Below are 21,423 nucleotides of genomic sequence, written 5' to 3'. Positions count from 1 at the left end.
CTGAGCGCACTCCTGGGTACGCTCGTCGATCTCTATCTCGCGACCGCCGACGCGGGAGAACGCGCCAGGTGCGGCAGGAAATAATGGGCCACATGATGCTGGTGATGCTGGCGCTGGATCGCGCCCTCAGCCCGCTACCCGCTGCCTCTCGGCCTGCGGCCTAGTCCTGATCATCTCGACCAGGCTCGCCTGGTCGGCATCGCCATAGCCCGATGCGACGGCTTTTTTTATGAGCTGAAACATCGGCGCGATCAGTTCGGAGCTGACACCCTGGCCCTCGCTGGCCGCGATAAAGTTGTCGAAGGCCGCCGCCTGCATCTCGAGGTTCGAGACGACATCGCTGCGGTAGTCGCCGCTGTCGATGCGCCGTGCCATGTCGGGCAGCCACGTCATGACCGCCCCGAGCCAGTTGGTCAGCATCGGCAGGAATTTTTCTGCCGGCACCTTTTCCGATCCGGTCAGCGCGAAGGCATTCGTGACGCCCGAGAACAGGCCGTACATGGCGGTGAGCAGAGCAATGTCGTGCAACGGTGCCAGCCCGGCGTCGTCGCCGAGATATCTGGCCGCCCCCAGCGCGCCGAGCGTTTTCCCGTGCGCCTCGAACGCCGCGTGCGCACCGCTGTAGAGGATCAGCGCCTCGGCTTGACCGATCATCGGCGGAACCGCCATGATGCCGCCGTCGAGGTAGTCGGCGCCCCGGGTGGCTGCCCATTGTGCCATCTCGCGCGCCTGCGCCGGCGTGCCGTTGGTGAGGTTAACCAGTGTGCGGCCGGCAAGCGCATCCTTTGCCGGCTCGAACGCCTCGTACACGGTATCGTAGACCAGCAGGCAGGCGACCACCAGTTTGCTCGCCTCGATGGCATCCTTGACGCTCGCGGCGGCGACAGCGCCTTTGGCCACGAGCGCCTCAGCCTTGGCCGGCGAACGGTTCCACAGTGTGACGCTGAGGCCGCTTTTCAGGAGCGCCGCGGCCAACGCCGAGCCCATGGCGCCAAGGCCGATGACGGATACGTCGGACATTTGTTTCCTTTCTTTTTCGGTTCGATCGTGAAGTTACGCGGCGAGCTATGCGTGCGGCGTTCCTATTACCCCATGGCCGGCGACAGGTCCTGGCCGAGGCCGCCGTCGACCTTGATCCGCTCGCCGGTGGTGAAGGTGGCGTCGAAGGCGAGGAACAAAACGGCGCGCGCCACCTCCTCCGGCGTGCCGTGGCGCTTCATCGGCGTCACCTCGTCGCCGACCTTCATGAAGGCGGCGCGCTCTTCCGCCGAGGCGCCGGCCACGCCCATGGTCGGCGTGTCGATGAAGCCGGGGCTCACGACGTTGACGCGGATTTTTCGCGGCAGGAGTTCCGATGCCAGCACCTTGCCGAAGGCGCGCAGCGCCGCCTTGCTGGCGGAATACACCGCCATGCCGGCGGTGCCGGAATCCTCGGCGATCGACGAGGTGAAGACGATCGCACCGCCCTCCTTGATCAGCGGTATGAGGCGCTGGGTGGTGAAAAAGGCGCCCCTGGTGTTGATGTTGAACTGGCGATCGTAGGACGCTTCGGTGACCTGGTCGAACGGTTCCAGCTCCGACACGCCGGCGTTCACGTGCAGGAAATCGATCTCGCCGAGTTTCTGCCCCACTTCCGCGCTGAGCACGGCGATGTCGCCCATGCTGGCGATATCGGACCGGACCGCATGGACGCTGCCGCCAAGCGCCTGACTGGCGTCCGCGAGGTTCTTTTCGTTGCGCCCCGTGATCAGGACGTCGGCGTCGCCGTCGATCAACGCACGCGCCACCGCCAGTCCCATTCCATGTGTGCCGCCGATGACAACGGCCTTCTTGCCCTGAAATCTGCTCATGATTCTTCCTTATCCCGGCGCGAAGGGCGCCGCGGTGTGTCGGTTTGAGACTGTCGGGAGCGGCCGCTTTTTGCGAGCGAAAACTGTCCCAGGGGAAGCCTTGCCGCTGGCCTTCTGCCTGCATGCTCCGGCGTCCTTGCTCGAAGCTAGGCAGGTACTTTCGATTGCGCAAGTACAGACAAAAAAGTAAGGTACCTACCAGAACCTCAGAATTGGAGAGTTCCTTGGAAAAAAAACAAAGACAACTGCCGGACAGTTGCGGATTGGGTCCCGCGCTCGCGGTGATCGGCGGTAAGTGGAAGGCACTTTTGCTCTGGCAGATCCACCAGGCGCAACCCTGCCGCTTCGGCGAACTGAAGAGGCTGCAGCCGGAGATCAGCGAGAAGATGCTGATCCAGCACCTGCGCGAGATGGAGGCGGACGGCATCATCCACCGCGAGGTGTTTCACCAAGTGCCGCCGCGCGTCGAATATTCGGTCACGCCGGAAGGCGCCGAGCTCGACCTGGCGCTCGCCCCGCTGGCGGAATGGGGCAAAAAGCACCAGGAGCGGACAGAAAAGGCGAAAGCCGGAGCGGCGCGGGCTGCCCGAACCGCGGCGGAAGGAGCCGCGCGAGGGTAGCGCCGGATGTGGATAAATTTCCGCTCCGCGGATGAAGCGAAGCGGATTTATGTCGCCGTTTGAACGGGTTGAGGCTAGATCGGCAAATTCAGAGGCGCGGTATTTTGCAGGACCGCCGCGGTGTAATCGAGTGAACGATCGTAGTGGTTTGGCAGGCTCCGGATACTCTCGGAAGCTGATGCGAAACGACGGCTGAATATCAGAGTGCCCCAGCGGAAATGTAGTTATCGGTTTCATCCACGCTGGCGCCAATTTTGCCATTTCCACCACGCCAACACCGAAAATTGCCGCTGGAACTACGTCCGCGCGAGGCGCGCGAAATAGCCAAGAGGCGAGAAAGCCCAGTAAGGGCGGTGATCGGCGGTGAAAAAGCTCGATCGTTTGCGGCGGAATGACGTATTTTGGCCCAGGGCAAAGGTCGCATATTCATCGTTGGACGGACATCGCGCGAGCCCGTGCTGGGGCGCTCCGCGCTGCCGTCGTCGGGGTACAATCGCCAATACAGAAACTGCAGGGCGAGCGATCAGCGCTTGTCCGCCGGATGACTGCTCGTCGTCGAAGGGATGCGAGCGATGACCTTGATCTCGAAATCGAAGCCCGCAAGCCAATTGACGCCCACTGCCGTCCAGTTCGGGTAGGGAGGTGCACCGATCTCTTCCGCCCGGACGGCCAGAACTGTCTCGATCTGTTCGTCCGGGTCGGTGTGGAACGTGGTGACGTCGACGACGTCGTCGAAGCTGCACCCGGCGGCGGCCAAGACAGCGCGCAGATTGGCGAAGGCCCGTCGAACCTGATCCTCGAATACGGGCTCGGGTGAGCCGTCCTCACGGCTCCCGACCTGACCCGACACGAAGAGAAGATCGCCGGACCGAATGGCTGCGGAATAGCGGTGGATATCGTACAATGCGTGCCGGTTGGCCGGGTAGATGGCGTCACGTGTAGGCATCTGATGTTCCTTTCTGTCTTGACAAGAGGTGGGCACGAGCAGCGGGCCGGAGCCGGTGGGTCACAGCCACACCAACTCCTCGTCCGTGAAATCCGCCGCGACGGCGATGTCCTTCTGCCGATCGAGCTCCTCGATGCGCCCGCCGAGTGCCTTGCGGATGCCGGCATAGGCCTCGGCACCGAGCACCAGCCGCTTCGGAAGCGGACCATCCTGATCGGCAAGCCTGATCATTGCGTCCGTCATGCGGTCGGGGTCGCCCTTGATCACCCATGAGACACGGAGCGCCTCGCGGATCTGACCGGCGGGTGTTCCCTCATAGGCCGCGAGCGGCTTGGTCCGCGCGAGATTGCCGCCAAACCCGGTCCGCGCTGGCCCAGGTTCCACAAGGGTGAACTCGATGCCGAAGGGAGCAGCCTCCTGTGCCACGGACTCGACGAACCCCTCGATACCCCACTTGGTCGCGTGATAGAGGCTGAAAGCCGGATAGGCGATCTGGCCTCCCTCGCTCGATACCTGTAGAATCCGGCCGCCACCCTGGCTGCGCAGATGCGGCAACGCCGCCCGGATGAGTGCGATCGAGCCGATGAGATTGGTGTCGATGATGTCCCGAACCTGCACATCGCCAGCCTCTTCCGCCGCGCCGAGCAGGCCATAGCCAGCATTGCTGACGACGATGTCGATCCGAGCGGATGCGGCGAAGGCGCGGTCGACCGCGGCGTGGACCGAGCTCTGGTCCTTGAGGTCCATTGCGACGATGCGGAGCCGTTCGGGGTAGCGTGCACGCAGGTCGGGAAGTGCGTCCTCGCTGCGGCTGGCACCGACGACGCGGTCTCCCCTGATCAGGGCTTTCTCCGCCAGCAGCCGGCCTAGACCGGACGACACACCCGTTATGAGCCAGGTCTTTTCCATTTCTCATATCTCCAATTGATCCAGGCAGGAGATAGGGCAATCGCATTGCGCGCATTAGCCGTTGAAATCGGCATAAGATGATGCAAAATCCCCATCAATGCCCCGCCCGTCGCTCAACGATCTCACCGCCTTCGTGGCCGTTGCCACACACCGCAGCTTCCGCCGCGCAGCGGACGAGATCGGCACGGCACCTTCCACATTGAGCCATGCGATGCGTGCGCTCGAGGAACGCATGGGCGTGCGCCTTCTGAACCGCACCACACGCAGCGTCTCGCCGACAGAAGCCGGGTTCCGGTTGCTCGATCGCCTTCGGCCGGCGCTCGCCTCGCTGGACGAGGCGCTTGACAGCGTCGCGGGGTTCCGGGGCAATGTCGCGGGCACGGTCCGCATCAACGCACCGCGATTGGTAGCCGGGCTTCTCGTTCGCTGGGTTCTTCCGCAGATGGCGGAGCGCCATCCGGACGTGACCGTGGACATCGTCGTCGAGGGGCGGCTCATCGATATCGTGTCCAGCGGGTTCGATGCCGGCGTGCGCCTCCTCGGATCGGTCCCCAAGGACATGATCGCCGTGCCGTTTGCACGCTCGTTGACGTTCATCTGTGTCGCCTCGCCCGCCTATCTCGATCGCTTCGGCGACCCGGGAACGCCCGAGGAATTGCAACGCCACCATTGCATCGGCCATCGTATGCCCAGCGGCAAATTCTATCGATGGGAGTTCGAACGCGCCGGCCAGGAACTCGTGATCGACGCAAACGGCTCCATCGTCCTCGATGACGAGGAACTGATGGTCGAAGCCGCAATAGAGGGTCTGGGCATCGCCTATGTGGCGGATTGGGCCGCCGAAGCGGCCATGTCCGATGGCCGGCTGCGTAAGGTCCTGACCGCATGGATGCCCGCTCCGGATGGGGTCGCGGTCTACTATCCCGGACATCGAGCGGTGCCGCCGGCACTGCGAGCTTTTCTCGATGTCGTGAAGGACTTGCGTAAGAAAGAACCTTAACTGGTTCAAAGAGGCAGCAATCCGGGCAATCGTAGTGCAGAAGGAGGTCCGGCATGATTTCTCGCTTCTGTCGATCGCCATCAGTCGATCTAGCTTACAACCGATTGCATAACGCAGTCAGAACCGCGCGGATGTGCCGCGTAAGGAAAGGAGGCGGGTATGGCTAAGCTCGTGTTCGGAATGAACCAATCCCTGGACGGTTACGTCGATCATATGGCGTTTGCGCCAAGCGCCACGCTCTTCCGCCACTTCATCGAGGAGGCTCAGGGGCAGGCGGGCAGTGTGTACGGTCGCAAAATGTATGAGGTCATGCGTTACTGGGACGACGATCATCCTGAATGGGATGCAGAGCAATACGCCTTTGCGGCGGCGTGGCGGAACCAGCCGAAATGGGTCGTCTCGCGCTCGTTGAAGTCGGTTGGCCCGAACGCCAGGCTTGTTGGGGATGATCTTGAAGGCGCGATCCGAGAGCTGAAGGTCGAGCGCGACGGGGAGATCGAAGTTGCTGGCCCGGACTTGGCGCGAAGCCTCACCGAACTTGGCCTGATCGATGAGTATCGAATCTACCTGCACCCCGTCGTGCTTGGTCACGGCAAGCCATATTTCGCCGGACCCCGGCCGCCGCTCCGCCTTATGACCAATGATCGGATTGGCGAGGACGTGATCAGGTTGACCTACGTCCCTGCTTGATCTCGCGACTCGCCGGATGGAAATCGCCGCTGAAGTCTGGTTTTGGGTTGGGCCTAAAGCGACGGGAACTGCGTGAGTCTCTTCTGTGTTCGCTTGATGAACTCCATCATGAAGAAGAGTGCTGGTTCGGCATGCGTCTCAAGCAGGAAATGCCCGCCGTCGAAAATATGAACCTCCATACGTGGCAGATCTTGCATCCAGGACAGCGTTTCGGCGATGTCGAACCACGGGTCGTGGCGACCCCACAGCATGAGCGCCGGCGGTTGCCATTTTTCTAGATAGCCGGCGATCGCATCGAAACGCGCGGCGTGGTTCTTATAATCGGCGATGAGCGCGCGGTGGGTCTCCATGCGGCCGGGAAGATTCATCACCCTCCAGTCCTCGACCCAGGGCTCGCCTTTGATCGTGGCGGCGACCTCCTCCGGCAGACCGCCGGTATATTGCTCGCGCGTGAATTCAAAGGTCAGGTCGGGGGTCGCGGCCGCTTCGTTCTCTTTTGTCGGTTCTGACCAGAACTTCAATGCGGCGTCCCACAGGGGGCCGAAGCCGGTACGATGCGCGTTTGCGTTCTGGATGATGAGGCCCGAAACCAGCTCGGGCGCTTGCATGGCGATCTGCAGGCCCACGGCGGCGCCCCAGTCATGAATGTAGATGAAGCGGCGCCCGATCACGAGGTGGGCCAGCAATTCGGAAATTGCCTCGCTGATCGCGGCGAAGGAGGGTGTCGGTGGAACGTCGGACTGGCCATGGCCCGGGAGGTCGGGCGCGATCACATAGGTTGCGCCCGCCAGTCCGGGAATCACGTCACGGAATGAACGTGCCGAGCTGGGAAACCCATGCAGGAGGAGCAAAGCGGGGTTGGATGGATCGCCCGCAGTGACGTAGGCGAGCTCGGTTCCACCGGAGAGACGCATTCGGCGTTGCGCGGGCAGGCTCATGGCAAGATTCCGTTTTGCTGTCTGGAATGGAGCTCAACTCAAACGAGCGGCGAGAGTTCCGGATGTTGCCGAAGAGCGTGTGGCCGGTGTTCCTTATGGTCGGCTATTTGTCAGTGTCCGCGCGGCGACCGGCGCGAGCGAGTACCGTTCCGAGGTGCTTTTGGCGTACCAAGAACGAGGATGACGGTATGGGCTTCGCGACCTTGCGGCGACGAGGATTATCGCCGCCAGAAGGGCTTGGCGATCTCTGCCTCGACCTGCCGTCTCGTCAGACCGATATCGTCGATCAAATGAGGATTGTCCTTCGACATTTGCTCAAGTTCCCAGCGAAAGCGTTTCCGCTCGCCCCAGGCCGCGACAATGCTTCGCAGGGTCGTCAGGTGCCGACGCGACATTTCCGCCGGCCGCACGGGCATTCCCCGCCGCGCTGCCTGATGCGGGGCTGATGCAAGGATATCGTTCATAGCAACCTCCATAGGTTTGAAGGTCCGGGGACCCTCGACCTGAAAGAGGTTGAATTCTGCAGGATACGAACAGCGTCGTAATTAAGCCCTCCCAAATAGTTCTAAAAACTTCCAAACGGACTATAGATAGGTCGCATGCAGGGATCGCGCTTTGCCTTTGGTCCGTTCGTGCTTGATTCCGGTGCGGGAACGCTGCTTCGCAACGATGTCCCGGTTGCCGTTGGCTACCGCGGGATAAAGCTGCTTGGCGCGCTCGTTGGACGGCCCGGCGAAATCCTTGAGAAGGCCGAGTTGATGGACGCGGCGTGGCCGGGCACGGCCGTCGAGGAAGGCAACCTCACGGTCCAGATCGCGTTGCTGCGGAAGCTGCTTGGTCCGGCCGCCGACGGCGGTGAATGGATCGCTACGGTTCCGCGCGTCGGCTACCGCTTCACGGGGGCCGTCGAACAGCTCGGTGGCGCGAAGCGAAAATCTTTGCCGCTGCCCGGCAAACCATCGATAGCCGTGCTGCCCTTCGTTAATGTCAGCACCGATCCCGAGCAGGAATCCTTCGCGGATGGGTTGACCGAAGACCTGATCACCGACCTGTCCAGGATCTCCGGCCTGTTCGTCATCGCACGCAACTCGGCCTTTGCCTATAAAGGAAAGGCGATGGACGTGCGCGATATCGCACAGGACCTCGGCGTGCACTACCTGCTGGAGGGGAGCGCGCGACGTGCTGCAGGGCGCGTGCGCATCAACGCCCAGCTGGTCGACGCGGTGAGTGGCGATCATCTGTGGGCGGAACGCTTCGATCGCAGCCTGGAAGATATTTTTGCCGTTCAGGACGAGGTCACCGGCAAGATCGTCGAGGCGTTGCTCGGCAGGCTGCGCGCACCGCCGCCACGCAATCGGCCCAAAAATCTCGAGGCTTACGATCTCTGCGTGCGGGCGCGCAAGCTGATGGATGATTCGCCGCAGACGGCGCGCGAAGCGCATCTGATGCTCACCCGCGCGGTTTCGCTCGATCCGGAATATGCCGAGGCATATCGCTGGCTTGCCATGAACCACTGGATGGGATGGGTGCATTCCGGCGGACCAACCGAAACGTCCCGTAGCGTTGCTTTGGAACTGGCGCGCAAAGCCGTGGCGATCGACCCCAACGATGCCGGCTGCCGCTGGGTTTTGGCTTACCTGCTTGCCTATGAGCGCAGCTTCGCCGAGGCGGATGCGGAATTCGCCAAGGCGATCGAGCTCGACCCGAACGAGGCCGATGCCTGGGCGGCATTATCCGACATCGCGGTCCTGGCCGGACGGGTCGAGGAGGGCCTTGAGCACATTCGCAAGGCGTTCCGGCTGAACCCGTTTCCGGCAAGTTGGTACTATCTGGCGCTCGGCCAGGCGCAATATGCGGCCGGCGAATACGAAGCCGCTGTCGAGACACTGCGCAGGGACGAGACTTATCGTACGAGCTCACGCCGTTTCCTGGCGGCAAGCCTTGCCCAACTGGGCCGGCTCGACGAGGCGCGCGCAGAGGCCGAACTGTTCCTCGTCGGCAACCCGCATTTCACCACGCGCCACTGGGCCGCGACGGAGCCATTCCGCGACGCCGCGACGCTCGAGCATTTCGTTGATGGCTTCCGCAAGGCCGGTCTTCCGGAGTGACGTTGCCGGCGTGACATCCCAACGCTTTCGCACCGTTCGTGCGACTATTCCTCAAAGCGACTCGTGGCGTCACGGTCACGCTCGTATCGTCTCGTGAGCGGAAACGGCGGCAACCAGGACTCGCGACGGATGATCCAGCTTTCGTAGGTTGGCATCAGTTGGTCAGGGGCGTCCAGGGATCCCAGGTTCACTTCGATTTCGTCTGCGGTGCGTCCGAAAACGGTCGAGCCGCAGCGGGGACAGAAAAACCGCCCGGCGTAGTCGCGCGTCTCGCCTTCGATCGTCACCGCATCTTGGGGGAACACCGCGGAAGCGTGAAAAAGGGCGCCATGATGCTTGCGGCAGTCGAGACAATGACAAATGCCGACCCGGTATGGGAGTCCCGACGCCACAATTCGGACGTCGCCGCACAGGCAACCGCCAGTGAATCGGTCCATGCTGCATCTCCTCCAAAATCAAGCGGTCGCAATGGCTACAACGAACGGCACTGTCATTGCAATTGCCCCGCTGCGGGCGGGGGGATGCGTCGTCTTCTCGTTGTTGGCGACAGATAGGTCGCTCGCTGCAGTCGCATGCCGTTTGGGAGCGTCGGCTTATTGGGACGAAGCGATCCTTTCGCTCTTGACAAATATACTCGTCAACCGCATTGACAGGAAAGCTTGTCAATGTGAGGGCTGTATGCTCGATATCGAAGTCATAGATCGGCCGAGCGCGGCCGCCGCCGCGTTGGAGCCCGTTCGGAGTCAGCTCCTCTCGGAACTGCGGGAGCCCGCCTCGGCCGCTACCCTCGCCACACGGCTCGGTCTCAAGCGGCAGAAGATCAATTACCACCTGCATGCTCTGGAGGAGCACGGGCTTGTCCAAGTTGCAGACACGCGGAAGTGGGGTGGCCTGACGGAGCGGCTCATGGTGGCGAGCGCCACAAGCTATGTCGTCTCGACGAGCGCACTGGGTCCGGTCGGCGCCGATCCGGACCGCACCCCGGACCGCCTGTCGGCGAGCTACCTCATCGCGCTCGGCGCTCGGCTGGTGCGGGAGATCGGGGCCCTCCAGCGCGCCGCCACGGATGCCGGCAAGCGCCTGGCGACCTTGGCGATCGACACCGAAATCCGCTTCCGCTCCGCCGCCGACCGCGCCTCGTTCACGCGTGAATTGACCGAGGCCATCACCACGCTGGCGGCACGCTATCACGACGAAACCGCGCCGCAGGGACGGTCCCATCGCCTTGTCGTGACGGCGCATCCTTCACCAGCCAATCCGCAAGGAAAGGACGTTCAATGCCAGTGAAAAAAGATGCGGCCGGCAATCGCTCGGTCGAGGCGCAAGTGGATGTCCCCGGTACACCGGAGGACGTCTGGAACGCGATCGCAACGGGACCTGGAATATCTCAATGGTTCGTGCCGAGCGAACTCGAAGGCCGCATCGGAGGAACCACCGTTTCGCATTTCGCTGCCGATGGAAGCATGGATGCAGTCGCCACCATCACAGCTTGGGAGCCGCCCAAGCGGTTTGTCGCAGAAGCACCGGGTGAGCCGGGAACGGTAGCGACGGAATGGATTGTCGAGGCAAAGTCCGGCGGGGTTTGCACCGTTCGCGTGGTCCATCGCTGGTTCGCGACTTCCGATGATTGGGATGATCAGTTCGAGGCCCACAGCTACGGATGGATCTCCTTCTTCCGCCTGCTCCGCCTCTACCTCACGCATTTTCCCGGGCAGCACGGCTCGGCTTTTCAGGTCTTGGTCCCGTCCTCTGAACCTTTAGCTGATGCATGGCGAAAGCTGGTTGAACCCTTGGGCCTGGCGAATGCGACTGAACAACGGCGCGTGGCTTCGGGCACGCAGGCATTCGAGGGCGTCGTCGAACGAACAGGGCCGCAAGACCATCCCGAGCTGGTGGTCCGGCTGGACCAGCCCGCGCCGGGCTTCGCGCACCTCTTCGCCTTGCCGATGGGCGGGATGACATACCTGTCCGTGCGGTTTTTCCTCTTTGGCGACGATGCAGCGAGCATTGCAAAACGGGAGGAGCCAAGGTGGCGAACCTGGCTTGAAAAGCATTTCCCAACTCCGCGAAGTAGGAACTGACCCGTCACGCTTCGGTCTGGTTTGGGCGCGAGGGGCTTCGGATGTTTCCGGCCGCGCCGGTGAAGGAAGTCATAGGGAAAACAGCGCCTTGGATAGAGTGGAGCGCTACAGGGCCGGCGAACTAGCGCCATTCCCCTGCCCGTTGGAGTTCCGCGATGACGGGTTCAGCGGTTTGTACAGCCGCGACGCCGGCAACTGACGCCGCCGCCAGCATCATCCCGGTCGCTCGTAGCGGGCGTGGAGCTCCGCCTGGTCCAGCACATGCCCTTTGATCGCGCGCTCGAACGTCTTCCAGTCGAGTCCAGGCTCCAGATCCATGGCGCGGTCAAGCGCGAAAAGCCGAATGCGGTAGCGATAGGTGCGGCCGACGGTGCCCGATGGCCCGTCATAGCCGACATTGCCTAGCCCGTTGCTGCCTTGCAGTACGTGCATCGGCTCCTCCGGCTCGCGTGCATGCTTGAAGCCGCTGGGCAGATCTTCGGCGTCCGCCGGAATCTTATAGACGAGCCAATGGACCCACGGCTCGTGCGTGGCTGGCGTCACCCCCTCAAAAACGAGCGCGAGCTCGCGCGTACCGTCCGGGAGACCACCCCAGCTGAAGGGTGGCGAGGTGTTGTAGCCGTCCTTGGTGAATTTCACCGGAACGGCCTCGTTATCACCGAAGGCATCGCTCATAGCCGCATGGTGACAGCCTCCACTGTCTCTGGGTTTTCCGGTCCAACGCATTCTCAGCCAGGCAAGTTCCGGTCGTCACCTAGCGCTGGCTTGTGTGTGGCGGGTGCTGCAGGTTTCCTGTCCCGAGCCGGGAGCTCGGAACCGCCAGCGGCGACAGGCGTTTCGCCTGGAACAAGCGGAGCTGTGCGGAACCTCGAACGTGGCGCGAAAACCAGCAAGAGAGCAGATCGTGGTAGCGTTGCTCGACCGCTCGGGCTGCACTTACTGCTCGGAACTGGGGATCGATATCCAGAAAAACACGCCTTCACCGCTCTTCCGCTGGCTCTGCGCATCGATTCTCTTCAGCGCCCGCATCAGCGTGAACCTTGCACTCAAGGCGGCGAAAGCTCTGTCCGATCAGGGCTGGACCACCCCGCGCAAAATGGCGGAGGCGACCTGGGCCGATCGGACGCGCGTGCTGAACCATGCAGGATACGCCCGCTACGACGAGAGCACGTCGCGGATGCTGGGCGACACCGCGCACCTGCTTCTGAGCAAATACGGCGGCGACCTTCGCGCGTTGCGCGGGCTCGCGCGAAACGATCCGGCGACGGAGCGGCAACTGCTGAAGGACTTCAAAGGGATCGGCGATGTGGGGGCTGACATCTTCTGCCGCGAGGTGCAGGTCGCGTGGCCCGAGCTTTATCCTTTTGCCGACACGAAGGCGCTTGCTGCAGCGGTGCAACTGGGGTTGGGAAACGATGCTCGCGCTCTGGCAGGGCTGGTCGATCGGCGTGACTTCCCGCGTCTCTTGGCGGCACTGATCAGGACAAGCCTCGGTAAGGATTACGAGGGAGTGATCGAGGCCGCCTTGGCACGGCCGCCGGCAGCGGCATGATCATGCAGACCGGGACCTGAGGATAGATGTTTTGGTCAGGGCGTATACGCCTCAGAAGGGTGGTAGCTAGGGCTCGCTATATCCCGCTTGCTTCTGCGTGCTGTTCGGCTTCGATGGAGGACAGCCAAACCCGTGCAACTGTGGCGATGACCGTGAGCGTTGCTTTTGTTCCGTTCGCCTCGCCCTTCTCAAAATCTCCCTCGGTTTGCGCCATGGCATTCGTCACATGCGCAAAGCACACGACGGGGTGGTGTGTTGCAGCGGCAAACGCGTACAAAGCCGCGGCTTCCATCTCGACGGCGAGGGCGCCCAGATCCCGCGCAGATGCGATCGCTGTCTCGGTTTCGCGATAAGGAGCATCGGTCGTCCAGGTTGAGCCCCGGCGGGCGACAATGCCGGAAAGCCCCGACAAGGCGTCTTCAATGCGAGCGATAAGCCTCGCGTCTGGTGCCTCCGCGAAGATTGCCGGCGGCAGATAATGATAACTCGTCCCCTCGTCCCGGAGAGCGCGGTCGATCAGGACAAAGTATGGCGTGGGTCCGTTGTCGGTGATCAGGCCTGCGGATGTGATGCTGACGAGCAGCCGGCAGCCGGCCGCAAAGAGCTGCTCGGCAACGAGCACCGCAAAGGAGGCGCCCACCGCGCAGCCGATGATGCCGACGTCTCCGACGCCGTCGAGATCGAAGGCAAGAAGTTCGGTGTGGTAACACGCCCACCCCTCGTGTGCGCGGCTCTGTCCTGCAAGTTTGAGGTGCCGCACCACGTCGCCGTCGGGATCGAGGACACACACCGGAGGGACGGCGGCGAGCGGCAGTCGCTTCTGCCGGCGCGCCTCGCGCAACAGCGCCTCCGGCCGGAACACGGAAGGAGAAGCATGATCCTTGTGGTTCACGATCGGCCATACGGGCTTCTGATGCATGGGACTCGCCTCGCGTGTCCTGTTTCAGGCGGCCGTTTCGACAGGCAGGCCGGCGGCCTTCCATTCGGGATAGCCGTCCTCGAGCCGACGGACGAGATAGCCCCGCTCCCGCAAGGCGGCGACCGCTTCGAACGACAGGACGCAATAGGGGCCGCGGCAATAGGCGATCACTTCCCGATCCGCCGGTAGTTCGCCCAAACGACGCTCCAGCTCGGCCAGCGGGATGTTGAGGGCGCCTGGAAGATGTCCGACCACAAACTCGTCCTCTGGCCGCACGTCGAGGACCGTGATCATGCCGTCATGCAGCCTCGAGACGAGGTCGTCTCGCGACACCGGCTCCATCGCATCGCGAGCCAGGAAGTAGTCGGCCATGACGCGGCCGATTTCGGCCACGTTTCGCTCGCCGACCCGACCGAGCGCCTTGATCAGCGCCACCACCTCGGCGTCGCCGGCAAGGCTATAGAGCACGTGCTTGCCGCGGCGCTCCGTCTCGACGAGGCGCGCCCGCCGCAGGATCTGCAGGTGGCGCGACGTGTTGGCGAAACTCAGATGGGCTCGCGCGGAGAGGTCCTCGACACTGCGCACCCCTTGCGCCAGGTGCTCCAGAAGCTCCAGCCGATGCGGATGGCCGAGTGCCAGAGCCACTTCGGCAAGGCTCGCGTAGATCGCCTGTTTCGGTCCGGTGCTTGACACGACTTCTCCTCAGTGAAACATTCAGCGGAATGATTGAATGTTTCTAGCCCCTTGCAACGAGGAGCGCAAGACCATGATCCTTCGCCAGTTCCTTCACACCGATCCGGTCGGCGTCTCCTACCTGTTCGGTTGCGGCGGCAAAGCAGCTGCGGCCGTCGTCGATCCGGCCGGCGACATCGAGTTCTACCTGCGTGCCGCCGAAGACGCCGGCATGCGCATCCACTTCGTCGTCGACACGCATGTTCATGCCGACCATCTCTCTGCCGGCCGCGCGCTCGCCGAAGCGGCGGGCGCCGCCTACGTGCTCTCGGCGGAGGCGGATGTTGCGTTCCCGTTCAAAGGCGTGCGCGACGGAGAGGTCCTCTCGCTCGGCAACGTCACCGCAACCGTCCTGCACACGCCGGGTCACACCCCGGAGCACATCTGCCTTCTCGTCAGCGACCGCACGCGTGCCGACGAGCCGTGGTTCGTGCTGACCGGCCACACGCTGATGGCCGGCGATCTCGGTCGCACCGAACTCGCCGTCAGCGCCGAGCAAGGCGCAAAGGATCTCTTTCGCAGCGCCGGCCGGCTCAAGGCTCTTCCCGATCATGTCGAGGTGCTCCCCGGCGCCTATGCTGGCTCGGTCTGCGGCCGACGCCTGAGCGGCAAGCCGTGGTCGACCATCGGTTTCGAGAAACGCCACAACGAGGCCCTCCGGATCGAGGACGAAGCCGCGTTCATTCGCTTCATGCTCGCCGAGATTCCGCCGGCTCCGCCGGAGGCCGCGGCGCTCCGGGCCGCCAATTCCGCCCTTGCTGCGGCGGCGGCCTGAGCCATGGACGAAGCGGCATCGGTTCCAGGCAAGGCGGGTTCACCCGTCAGGCTCGGCCTTAGGGAGAACTGGCCGCAATTCGCGCTGCTCGTCGTGATCAACGCCTTTGTCGGCGGCATGGTCGGAATAGAACGAACGGTGGTGCCGCTGATCGGATCGGAGGAGTTCCACGTCACGTCGACGACGCTCATCGTCTCCTTCATCGTCAGCTTCGGCGTCGTCAAGGCGCTGGCCAATCTGGTCTCGGGCCAGCTTGCCGACGCGTGGGGCCGCAAGCGCGTGCTCGTTTGGGGATGGCTGTTCGGCCTGCCGGTGCCGTTCATGATCATCTGGGCGCCGACCTGGGAATGGGTGATTGCGGCCAATGCATTGCTCGGCGTCAACCAGGGGCTCGCCTGGTCGATGACGGTGATCATGAAAGTCGATCTCGTCGGACCGAAGTCGCGCGGCCTTGCCGTCGGTCTCAACGAGTTCGCCGGCTATCTCGCCGTCGGGGTGACGGCATTCCTGACCGGCTATCTCGCCTCGCAATACGGGCTTCGGCCAGTGCCGATCTATCTCGGCATCGGCTATGCCGTCGTAGGTGCCGCACTGTCGATCCTGCTCGTGCGCGACACACGGGACCACGTTCGGCTGGAGGCTTCATCCCACGCGCAGCAGGCCGCGCCGATCAGCTTTCGTGAGGTCTTCGCGCTCACCTCGTTCGGGGATCGCAACCTGTTCGCCGCCTCGCAGGCCGGTCTCGTCAACAATCTCAACGACGGCATGAGCTGGGGCATTTTCCCATTGTTCTTCGCTTCCTTCGGCCTCGGCGTCGAGCGCATCGGCATCCTCAAGGCGATCTATCCCGCAACATGGGGTATCTTGCAGATCGCCACGGGTTCCTTGAGCGATCGCTGGGGGCGCAAAGGCCTGATCGTCGCCGGCATGTGGGTTCAGGCCGCCGGTCTGTTTCTCACCGCGGCGACGCGCCGGTTCGAGTGGTGGATCGTCGGCAGCCTTCTGCTCGGCCTCGGCACGGCAATGGTCTACCCGAGCTTGATCGCAGCCGTCTCCGATGCCTCGCATCCGACCTGGCGCGCCCGCTCACTCAGCGTTTACCGGTTCTGGCGGGATCTCGGCTACGCGATCGGAGCGCTCTCCGCCGGCCTCATCGCCGACAGCTTCGGGCTGTCATGGGCAATCGCATCGATTGCCGCGCTGACGTTTCTCTCAGGCGTAGTCGTGGCTGTTGTGATGAGCGAGACCGAGCCCCATCCGTCCTCGAGGAGGGCAACATGACAGCGGCGGCAGATCGCTGCCCGAGCAATTGATCCGGCGCAAATTCGCCACGCCTTTGGCTTACATTGAAATTTGACCGCGACCGGCGGTTTGCCGGCAGTAGGGAAAGAGCTGAAAGCATCTCCGGCCGCAGAGCCGCCAGCGAGTTGGAACGAGCTCTGCCGAGCCCATGAGAGGAAGGAGCATATTATGACGTTGATTGCACTGATGCGCGCGGCCACTGTCGCCGCCACTGTCGCCGCCGGCGCGGCGGCTACAGCCGCCGCGCAAACAACCGCAGCCGATCCCCACGATACGACTGTCGCGCAGGCGGCGCCGTCTCCCGAGCCTGGAGGTATGGCGGGACAAGACCAAGGTGCACAGCCCGCTCAACCCGGCATGATGCCTCCCGGCATGATGGGCCAGGGCATGATGGGCCAAGGCATGGGCCGGGGCATGATGTGCCAAGGCATGGGTCAGGGCATGATGGGCGAGATGATGCAGCCCGGCATGATGGGCGCAATGCCGACGATGCGCATGCGCGGGCACATGATGAAGATCATGTTCGCCATTGCCGACACGGACGGTGACAGCGCACTTTCCTTCGAAGAGATCACCGCCATCCATAAGCGAATCTTCGACAAGGTGGACGCAAACAAGGACGGCAAAGTGACATCCGAAGAGGTTCAGGCATTCATGCGGGAATAGCCGCGCAAGCTGATCGCCGGGCGACTAACCGCGAAGGAGGCTCCCGGGCATGACATCGATCTATCTCGACTACAACGCCAGCACGCCGATCGATCCTTCGGTTACGGCTGCCATGCGGCCATATCTGGATGAGGCTTTCGGCAATCCATCGAGCGGGCATTGGGCGAGCATGCCGGCGAAGGCTGCGCTGGAGAAGGCCCGCAGCCAGGTTGCGGCGCTGCTCGACTGCGCACCCGACGAGATCGTGTTCACAAGCGGCGGCAGCGAGGCCAACAACCTGGCGATCAAGGGCACGTTCTTCGCGCTGAGGCACAAGGGCGAGCACATCGTTACCACCACGGTCGAGCATCCAGCCATTCTCGCCCCTTGCCGGTTTCTCGAGCAGCTCGGCGCGGCAGTGACCTATGTGCCGGTCGACAGCACGGGCCGGGTCGATCCCGAGGATGTGCGTCGTGCCATCACGCCGCGCACCATCCTGATCAGTGTCATGCACGCCAACAATGAGGTTGGCACGATCCAGCCGATCGAGGAGATCGGTGCTATTGCGCGAGAGCATGGCGTCCGATTTCACACCGACGCTGCGCAGTCGGTCGGCAAGATTTCAACCAAGGTCGACACGCTTGGCGTCGATTTGCTGACCATCGCCGGCCACAAGCTTTACGCGCCGAAAGGTGTCGGTGCGCTCTATGTCCGGAGCGGGCTCAGGCTCGAGCCGCTGATCCACGGCGCCGGGCACGAACATGGCCGGCGCGCTGGCACCGAGAGCGCCTTGCTCGCGGTCGGCCTCGGCGCCGCCTGTGCGCTCGCCGGCGACCTGGAGCCGATGGCGCGCGTCCGCGTGCTGCGCGATCGCTTTTGGGACGCACTGCAGGAGAGTTTCGGCGACCGTGTCGCACTCAACGGGCACCCTCAGCACCGCCTTCCCAACACGCTCAGCGTTTCGTTCGTCGGCATGATCGGTGCCGAGGTGCTTTCGCGTCTCGGCGGCGTCGCGGCGTCGACCGGTTCGGCCTGTCACGCCGGCCGGGTCGAGCTCTCCCCGGTGCTCACGGCCATGGGCGTGCCCGAAAAGATCGGCATGGGCGCCGTTCGCTTCAGTCTTGGTCGAGCCACGACCAGCGCCGAAACCGACGCTGTCGTGGATCAGCTTCGAGCCGTCACATCATAAGGCCTGTCGCGCCGGCGGCTCTTTCACCGCTGCGGCTTCCTCTGGACTGAGGGCGCCCGGCCGAAGCTTGAACAGGATCAGCAGCGGCCCGGCGACGAAGATGGAGGAATAGGTCCCGGCGAGGATGCCGAAGATCATCGCGACCGTGAAGGACTGGATGACCTCGCCGCCCCAGATCGAAAGCGCCGCCAGAGCAAACAACGTGGTCACGCCGGTCAGGACCGTTCGCGCCAGTGTCTGGTTCATCGACAGATCGAGCAGTTCGGCAATCGGCATCCTTTTATAGCGGCGCAGATTCTCGCGGACCCGATCATAGACAACAACTGTATCGTTGATGGAATAGCCGACGATGGTCAGGATCGCGGCTATCGAGGTCAAATTGAACTCTATGCCGGCGACGACGTAGAAGCCGATCATCAGAATCACGTCGTGGAACGTCGAAATGATGGCGCCGAGCCCGAACTGCCACTCGAATCTGATCCAGATATAGACGAGCATCGCCAGCAGCGAGGCGAGCACGCCCATTGTGCCGTTGAACGCGAGTTCGGAGGACACTGTCGGACCGACAACCTCGATGCGGCGGAACTCGTAGTCGGTTTCGAGCGCGCTCCTCACTTTCTCAACGGCGGACTGTTCGGCAATGTCGCCGCCCCCCTGGGTGCCGATGCGGATCAGCACGTCCCGGGTCGACCCGAACTCCTGCACCTGCACTTCACCCAGTTCGAGGCCCGTCAGCCGCTCACGGATGTCGCCGATGTCGGCCTGCGGGCCCTTCGCCTGCACCTCGATGCTCGAACCGCCGCGGAAGTCGATGCCGTAGTTCATGCCGACAGTGAAGAACAGCACAGCCGAAGCGATCGACAATAGCAGGGACAGCGTGAAGGCGTATTTTCGGAATGCCATGAACGGCACCCGCGTGTCGTCGGGTACCAGGCGCATGACACCGCTGGGCATCGTTTTCGGGCGCTGCCGGCGAAGCCAGAATGCGACCAGCCAGCGCGTCAGCGTGAAGGCCGTGAACACGGTGGTGACGATGCCGATGGCGAGGGTGACGGCAAACCCCTTGATCGGTCCTGAGCCGAGGAAGAACAGGATGACGGCGGCAATCAGCGTCGTCACATTGGCATCGACAACTGTCGCCAGCGCCTGTTTGAACCCGGAATCCATCGACTGCACGATCGAGCGCCCTTGGCGGTTCTCTTCGCGGACGCGCTCGAAGATGATGACGTTGGAATCGACCGCCATGCCCATCGTCAGCACGATGCCGGCGATGCCAGGCAACGTCAGCGTTGCCCCAAGCACCGACAGGACGGCGATGATCAGTGCGACGTTGGCCAGGAGCGCGATGTTCGCGATCAGTCCCAGTCGCCCATAGGCGAACAGCATGAAGCCGACGACGAGGACCCCGGCGATGATCGACGCGAACTGGCCCGCCTCGATCGAATCGCTGCCGAGGCTCGGACCGACGGTGCGTTCCTCGACTATGGTTAGGTCGGCAGGCAGTGCGCCGGCGCGCAGCAGGACCGCAAGGTCGTTCGCGCTCTCCACCGTGAAACTGCCGGATATCTGCCCGGTGCCGCCCAGGATTGGTTCGCGGATCTGCGGCGCGGAGATCACCTCGTTGTCGAGGATGATCGCGAACAGGCGCCCGACATTGGCCTGCGTAGCCTGACCAAAGCGGGTGGCGCCGCGGCTGTCGAAGCGAAACGAGACCACCGGCTCGTTGGTGCGCTGGTCGAAGGTTGCCTGTGCATCGACGAGGTTTTCGCCGGAGACGATGATCCGGTTCTCGATCAGATGGGGAACCCGCGGCTCGTCCGTCGAATACAACACCGTCGAGCCTGCCGGCGGACGGCCGGAGATCGCCTCCTCGACCGGAATCGACTGGTCGACCATCTGAAAGGTCAGCTTCGCCGTCTGTCCGAGAATATCCTTCAGCCGCTGCGGATCCTGCAGGCCCGGCACCTGGACCATAATGCGCTCCGTTCCCTGGCGCTGGATGATCGGCTCGGTCGTGCCGAGTTCGTTGACGCGCCGGCCCACCACCTCGATCGATTGAGTCAGCGCCGCGGCGATCCGGTAGTCGACCCCGGCTTCGGTCAGCGTAAAACGCAGCAGGCCCGGTTCCGGCTCGGCCATCTCCATCTCGGTCACCGAGCCGCTCATGAAAAGGCCGGTCGAGATCGGCTGCGTCAATCTTTCGAGTGCGGTCTTCGCAGCTTCGATCTGGCCTTGGTCGCGAATGCGGACCTGGATGGAATTGGCGGTGCCGGCAAGCCCGGTATAGCCGATCTGGGCATCGCGCAGCGATGTGCGGACCTCGTCGCGTGCCGATTCGAGGCGTTCGTTGGCGAGGTCCTGCCGATCGATCTGGAGCAGGATGTGCGAGCCGCCCTGCAGGTCTAGGCCCAGCGTCAGTTGCTGCTTTGGCAGCCAATTCGGCAGCGATGCCAAAGTGGAGGCGGGAATCAAGTTGGGAGCTGCGTACAGGATACCGGCTAGGACCGTCAGCCAGATGAGAATGGTCTTCCAGCGCGAAAAATGCAGCATGTTCTTGTCCGTTCAGCCCATATCGGGCGGAAACCGCCTCCGACAAGAGCTTTGGCGTTCCGATCGGCGAGCAACTCGACGAGAGCCCGAACGGAACGCGATGTGAAAGTTTTGGGAGTCGGGGGCAGCGGTCCTCGGCCAGGATCATGCCGGGAGAAGCGGAGGCGCGCGCGCATCGAAGGCGCGGATCGGCGAAAGTTTCGGCCGGTCTTCAGACCCTATACCAAACGATGCGGCTGACGCGGTTTCGAGCGGCAGGCGCAAATCCGGGATTATGCAAAAGGGCTTGCCGTTTCCCGCAATGGCAGGCGTTCCCGTTTTGAAACGGGAAGTCTCAGCACCAAGGTGGCGCGCAATGCCGCGGGCAATGATGATAGTCGGGTGTGTGACTGGTTTGGACGCAGTGAGCCTCATTTGCCCCTTGGCAAGATCGACGTGATCGGCTGTTGCCGCAGGAATGGTCCAGATCAAAAAGAGCAACGAAGCGAGCAGCCGCAGGCCAGCACTCACGCTGAGCAGAACGCCGGGCCTTGTGCTAGCCTGTCTTCGACCGCTTCGTTTCATCTCACCGGTACGGCTCTCATACACTGCGACTAATACGCTTTCGCCTTCGTTGC

At 63.1% G+C, this 21,423-nt stretch carries 23 protein-coding genes; 11 read left to right on the top strand and 12 right to left on the bottom strand.

Features of this window, described 5'->3' with window-relative positions:
• Window positions 1-126 precede the first annotated feature (126 nt).
• Window positions 127-1,020, bottom strand: coding sequence for an NAD(P)-dependent oxidoreductase (locus CIT26_RS19460; RefSeq protein WP_095494073.1), 894 nt, complete (start codon window positions 1,018-1,020; stop codon window positions 127-129).
• Window positions 1,021-1,085: 65 nt separating this feature from the next.
• The gene (locus CIT26_RS19455; protein WP_095494072.1) at window positions 1,086-1,850 is read right to left on the bottom strand and encodes an SDR family oxidoreductase; all 765 of its coding nucleotides are present in this window, start codon (window positions 1,848-1,850) and stop codon (window positions 1,086-1,088) included.
• A 224-nt stretch (window positions 1,851-2,074) separates the two neighbouring features.
• Between CIT26_RS19455 and CIT26_RS19450 the strand changes: the two genes are divergently transcribed.
• Window positions 2,075-2,470 (top strand): winged helix-turn-helix transcriptional regulator, encoded by a 396-nt coding sequence (locus CIT26_RS19450; RefSeq protein ID WP_245319475.1) that lies wholly within the window; start codon window positions 2,075-2,077, stop codon window positions 2,468-2,470.
• A 523-nt stretch (window positions 2,471-2,993) separates the two neighbouring features.
• Here CIT26_RS19450 and CIT26_RS19445 read toward each other — a convergent pair.
• Window positions 2,994-3,416, bottom strand: coding sequence for a RidA family protein (locus CIT26_RS19445; protein WP_095494070.1), 423 nt, complete (start codon window positions 3,414-3,416; stop codon window positions 2,994-2,996).
• A gap of 60 nt (window positions 3,417-3,476) precedes the next feature.
• Entirely contained in the window at window positions 3,477-4,325 is an 849-nt protein-coding gene (locus CIT26_RS19440; protein WP_095494069.1) for an SDR family oxidoreductase, read from the bottom strand.
• A gap of 97 nt (window positions 4,326-4,422) precedes the next feature.
• Here CIT26_RS19440 and CIT26_RS19435 point away from each other — a divergent pair, with 97 nt between their 5' ends.
• Window positions 4,423-5,325: a LysR family transcriptional regulator gene (locus CIT26_RS19435; protein ID WP_095494068.1), complete on the top strand. Its 903-nt coding sequence runs from the start codon at window positions 4,423-4,425 to the stop codon at window positions 5,323-5,325.
• Window positions 5,326-5,484: 159 nt separating this feature from the next.
• On the top strand, window positions 5,485-6,015 hold the full coding sequence (locus CIT26_RS19430) for a dihydrofolate reductase family protein (protein ID WP_095494067.1): 531 nt from the start codon (window positions 5,485-5,487) through the stop codon (window positions 6,013-6,015).
• A 53-nt stretch (window positions 6,016-6,068) separates the two neighbouring features.
• Here CIT26_RS19430 and CIT26_RS19425 read toward each other — a convergent pair whose 3' ends face one another.
• Window positions 6,069-6,953, bottom strand: coding sequence for an alpha/beta fold hydrolase (locus CIT26_RS19425; protein WP_095494066.1), 885 nt, complete (start codon window positions 6,951-6,953; stop codon window positions 6,069-6,071).
• Between the two features lie 218 nt (window positions 6,954-7,171).
• Entirely contained in the window at window positions 7,172-7,417 is a 246-nt protein-coding gene (locus CIT26_RS19420) for a DUF1127 domain-containing protein (protein ID WP_095494065.1), read from the bottom strand.
• Window positions 7,418-7,552: 135 nt separating this feature from the next.
• Between CIT26_RS19420 and CIT26_RS19415 the strand changes: the two genes are divergently transcribed.
• Window positions 7,553-9,061: a winged helix-turn-helix domain-containing tetratricopeptide repeat protein gene (locus CIT26_RS19415; RefSeq protein ID WP_095494064.1), complete on the top strand. Its 1,509-nt coding sequence runs from the start codon at window positions 7,553-7,555 to the stop codon at window positions 9,059-9,061.
• 44 nt (window positions 9,062-9,105) lie between these two features.
• On the opposite strand, the gene CIT26_RS19410 is transcribed toward CIT26_RS19415, so the two are convergent.
• The gene (locus CIT26_RS19410) at window positions 9,106-9,498 is read right to left on the bottom strand and encodes a GFA family protein (protein ID WP_095494063.1); all 393 of its coding nucleotides are present in this window, start codon (window positions 9,496-9,498) and stop codon (window positions 9,106-9,108) included.
• A 241-nt stretch (window positions 9,499-9,739) separates the two neighbouring features.
• Between CIT26_RS19410 and CIT26_RS19405 the strand changes: the two genes are divergently transcribed.
• Window positions 9,740-10,348 (top strand): ArsR/SmtB family transcription factor, encoded by a 609-nt coding sequence (locus CIT26_RS19405; protein WP_095494062.1) that lies wholly within the window; start codon window positions 9,740-9,742, stop codon window positions 10,346-10,348.
• Window positions 10,339-11,142 (top strand): SRPBCC family protein, encoded by an 804-nt coding sequence (locus CIT26_RS19400; RefSeq protein WP_095494061.1) that lies wholly within the window; start codon window positions 10,339-10,341, stop codon window positions 11,140-11,142. The genes CIT26_RS19405 and CIT26_RS19400 overlap by 10 nt, the downstream gene beginning before the upstream one ends.
• Window positions 11,143-11,355: 213 nt before the next feature.
• Here the strand turns inward: CIT26_RS19400 and CIT26_RS19395 are convergent, their stop codons facing one another.
• A complete protein-coding gene (locus tag CIT26_RS19395; protein WP_167391457.1) occupies window positions 11,356-11,817 on the bottom strand; it encodes a YbhB/YbcL family Raf kinase inhibitor-like protein in 462 nt (153 codons plus the stop codon).
• A 229-nt stretch (window positions 11,818-12,046) separates the two neighbouring features.
• On the opposite strand from CIT26_RS19395, the gene CIT26_RS19390 reads away from it, so the two are divergent.
• Complete coding sequence (locus tag CIT26_RS19390; protein ID WP_167391456.1) at window positions 12,047-12,694, top strand: hypothetical protein; 648 nt, start codon at window positions 12,047-12,049, stop codon at window positions 12,692-12,694.
• Window positions 12,695-12,770: 76 nt separating this feature from the next.
• Here CIT26_RS19390 and CIT26_RS19385 read toward each other — a convergent pair whose 3' ends face one another.
• Window positions 12,771-13,613, bottom strand: coding sequence for a nucleoside phosphorylase (locus tag CIT26_RS19385; protein WP_095494058.1), 843 nt, complete (start codon window positions 13,611-13,613; stop codon window positions 12,771-12,773).
• Between the two features lie 24 nt (window positions 13,614-13,637).
• Complete coding sequence (locus tag CIT26_RS19380; RefSeq protein WP_095494057.1) at window positions 13,638-14,306, bottom strand: ArsR/SmtB family transcription factor; 669 nt, start codon at window positions 14,304-14,306, stop codon at window positions 13,638-13,640.
• A gap of 37 nt (window positions 14,307-14,343) precedes the next feature.
• Here CIT26_RS19380 and CIT26_RS19375 point away from each other — a divergent pair, with 37 nt between their 5' ends.
• The 4 genes from CIT26_RS19375 to CIT26_RS19360 all read left to right on the top strand — a co-directional run bounded on the left by CIT26_RS19375 (window position 14,344) and on the right by CIT26_RS19360 (window position 18,256).
• Window positions 14,344-15,120 carry an MBL fold metallo-hydrolase gene (locus CIT26_RS19375; RefSeq protein WP_245319474.1) on the top strand — a complete coding sequence of 259 codons (777 nt, stop codon included), beginning with the start codon at window positions 14,344-14,346 and terminating at the stop codon, window positions 15,118-15,120.
• A gap of 3 nt (window positions 15,121-15,123) precedes the next feature.
• Complete coding sequence (locus CIT26_RS19370; RefSeq protein ID WP_095494055.1) at window positions 15,124-16,401, top strand: MFS transporter; 1,278 nt, start codon at window positions 15,124-15,126, stop codon at window positions 16,399-16,401.
• A gap of 189 nt (window positions 16,402-16,590) precedes the next feature.
• Entirely contained in the window at window positions 16,591-17,088 is a 498-nt protein-coding gene (locus CIT26_RS19365; RefSeq protein WP_095494054.1) for an EF-hand domain-containing protein, read from the top strand.
• 49 nt (window positions 17,089-17,137) lie between these two features.
• Window positions 17,138-18,256 (top strand): cysteine desulfurase family protein, encoded by a 1,119-nt coding sequence (locus CIT26_RS19360; protein WP_095494053.1) that lies wholly within the window; start codon window positions 17,138-17,140, stop codon window positions 18,254-18,256.
• Here the strand turns inward: CIT26_RS19360 and secDF are convergent.
• Together secDF and CIT26_RS19350 are read right to left on the bottom strand one after the other, a co-directional pair.
• Complete coding sequence (gene secDF, locus CIT26_RS19355; protein ID WP_095494052.1) at window positions 18,251-20,806, bottom strand: protein translocase subunit SecDF; 2,556 nt, start codon at window positions 20,804-20,806, stop codon at window positions 18,251-18,253. The genes CIT26_RS19360 and secDF overlap by 6 nt on opposite strands.
• 144 nt (window positions 20,807-20,950) lie before the next feature.
• Window positions 20,951-21,286, bottom strand: coding sequence for a hypothetical protein (locus tag CIT26_RS19350; RefSeq protein WP_143747865.1), 336 nt, complete (start codon window positions 21,284-21,286; stop codon window positions 20,951-20,953).
• Between the last annotated feature and the right edge of the window lie 137 nt (window positions 21,287-21,423).

Origin of the sequence: Mesorhizobium temperatum (genome assembly GCF_002284575.1) — a bacterium.
GTDB lineage: Bacteria > Pseudomonadota > Alphaproteobacteria > Rhizobiales > Rhizobiaceae > Mesorhizobium > Mesorhizobium temperatum.
This window is presented reverse-complemented; position numbering and strand designations above follow the sequence as displayed.

What these genes read in the sequence shown, in the direction of transcription:
- CIT26_RS19460 (WP_095494073.1), bottom strand. Translation starts at nt 1,020, where the DNA reads ATGTCCGACGTATCCGTCATCGGCCTTGGCGCCATGGGCTCGGCGTTG.
- CIT26_RS19455 (WP_095494072.1), bottom strand. Translation starts at nt 1,850, where the DNA reads ATGAGCAGATTTCAGGGCAAGAAGGCCGTTGTCATCGGCGGCACACAT.
- CIT26_RS19445 (WP_095494070.1), bottom strand. Translation starts at nt 3,416, where the DNA reads ATGCCTACACGTGACGCCATCTACCCGGCCAACCGGCACGCATTGTAC.
- CIT26_RS19440 (WP_095494069.1), bottom strand. Translation starts at nt 4,325, where the DNA reads ATGGAAAAGACCTGGCTCATAACGGGTGTGTCGTCCGGTCTAGGCCGG.
- CIT26_RS19435 (WP_095494068.1), top strand. Translation starts at nt 4,423, where the DNA reads ATGCCCCGCCCGTCGCTCAACGATCTCACCGCCTTCGTGGCCGTTGCC.
- CIT26_RS19430 (WP_095494067.1), top strand. Translation starts at nt 5,485, where the DNA reads ATGGCTAAGCTCGTGTTCGGAATGAACCAATCCCTGGACGGTTACGTC.
- CIT26_RS19425 (WP_095494066.1), bottom strand. Translation starts at nt 6,953, where the DNA reads ATGAGCCTGCCCGCGCAACGCCGAATGCGTCTCTCCGGTGGAACCGAG.
- CIT26_RS19420 (WP_095494065.1), bottom strand. Translation starts at nt 7,417, where the DNA reads ATGAACGATATCCTTGCATCAGCCCCGCATCAGGCAGCGCGGCGGGGA.
- CIT26_RS19415 (WP_095494064.1), top strand. Translation starts at nt 7,553, where the DNA reads ATGCAGGGATCGCGCTTTGCCTTTGGTCCGTTCGTGCTTGATTCCGGT.
- CIT26_RS19410 (WP_095494063.1), bottom strand. Translation starts at nt 9,498, where the DNA reads ATGGACCGATTCACTGGCGGTTGCCTGTGCGGCGACGTCCGAATTGTG.
- CIT26_RS19405 (WP_095494062.1), top strand. Translation starts at nt 9,740, where the DNA reads ATGCTCGATATCGAAGTCATAGATCGGCCGAGCGCGGCCGCCGCCGCG.
- CIT26_RS19400 (WP_095494061.1), top strand. Translation starts at nt 10,339, where the DNA reads ATGCCAGTGAAAAAAGATGCGGCCGGCAATCGCTCGGTCGAGGCGCAA.
- CIT26_RS19395 (WP_167391457.1), bottom strand. Translation starts at nt 11,817, where the DNA reads ATGAGCGATGCCTTCGGTGATAACGAGGCCGTTCCGGTGAAATTCACC.
- CIT26_RS19385 (WP_095494058.1), bottom strand. Translation starts at nt 13,613, where the DNA reads ATGCATCAGAAGCCCGTATGGCCGATCGTGAACCACAAGGATCATGCT.
- CIT26_RS19375 (WP_245319474.1), top strand. Translation starts at nt 14,344, where the DNA reads ATGTTTCTAGCCCCTTGCAACGAGGAGCGCAAGACCATGATCCTTCGC.
- CIT26_RS19370 (WP_095494055.1), top strand. Translation starts at nt 15,124, where the DNA reads ATGGACGAAGCGGCATCGGTTCCAGGCAAGGCGGGTTCACCCGTCAGG.
- CIT26_RS19365 (WP_095494054.1), top strand. Translation starts at nt 16,591, where the DNA reads ATGACGTTGATTGCACTGATGCGCGCGGCCACTGTCGCCGCCACTGTC.
- CIT26_RS19360 (WP_095494053.1), top strand. Translation starts at nt 17,138, where the DNA reads ATGACATCGATCTATCTCGACTACAACGCCAGCACGCCGATCGATCCT.
- secDF (WP_095494052.1), bottom strand. Translation starts at nt 20,806, where the DNA reads ATGCTGCATTTTTCGCGCTGGAAGACCATTCTCATCTGGCTGACGGTC.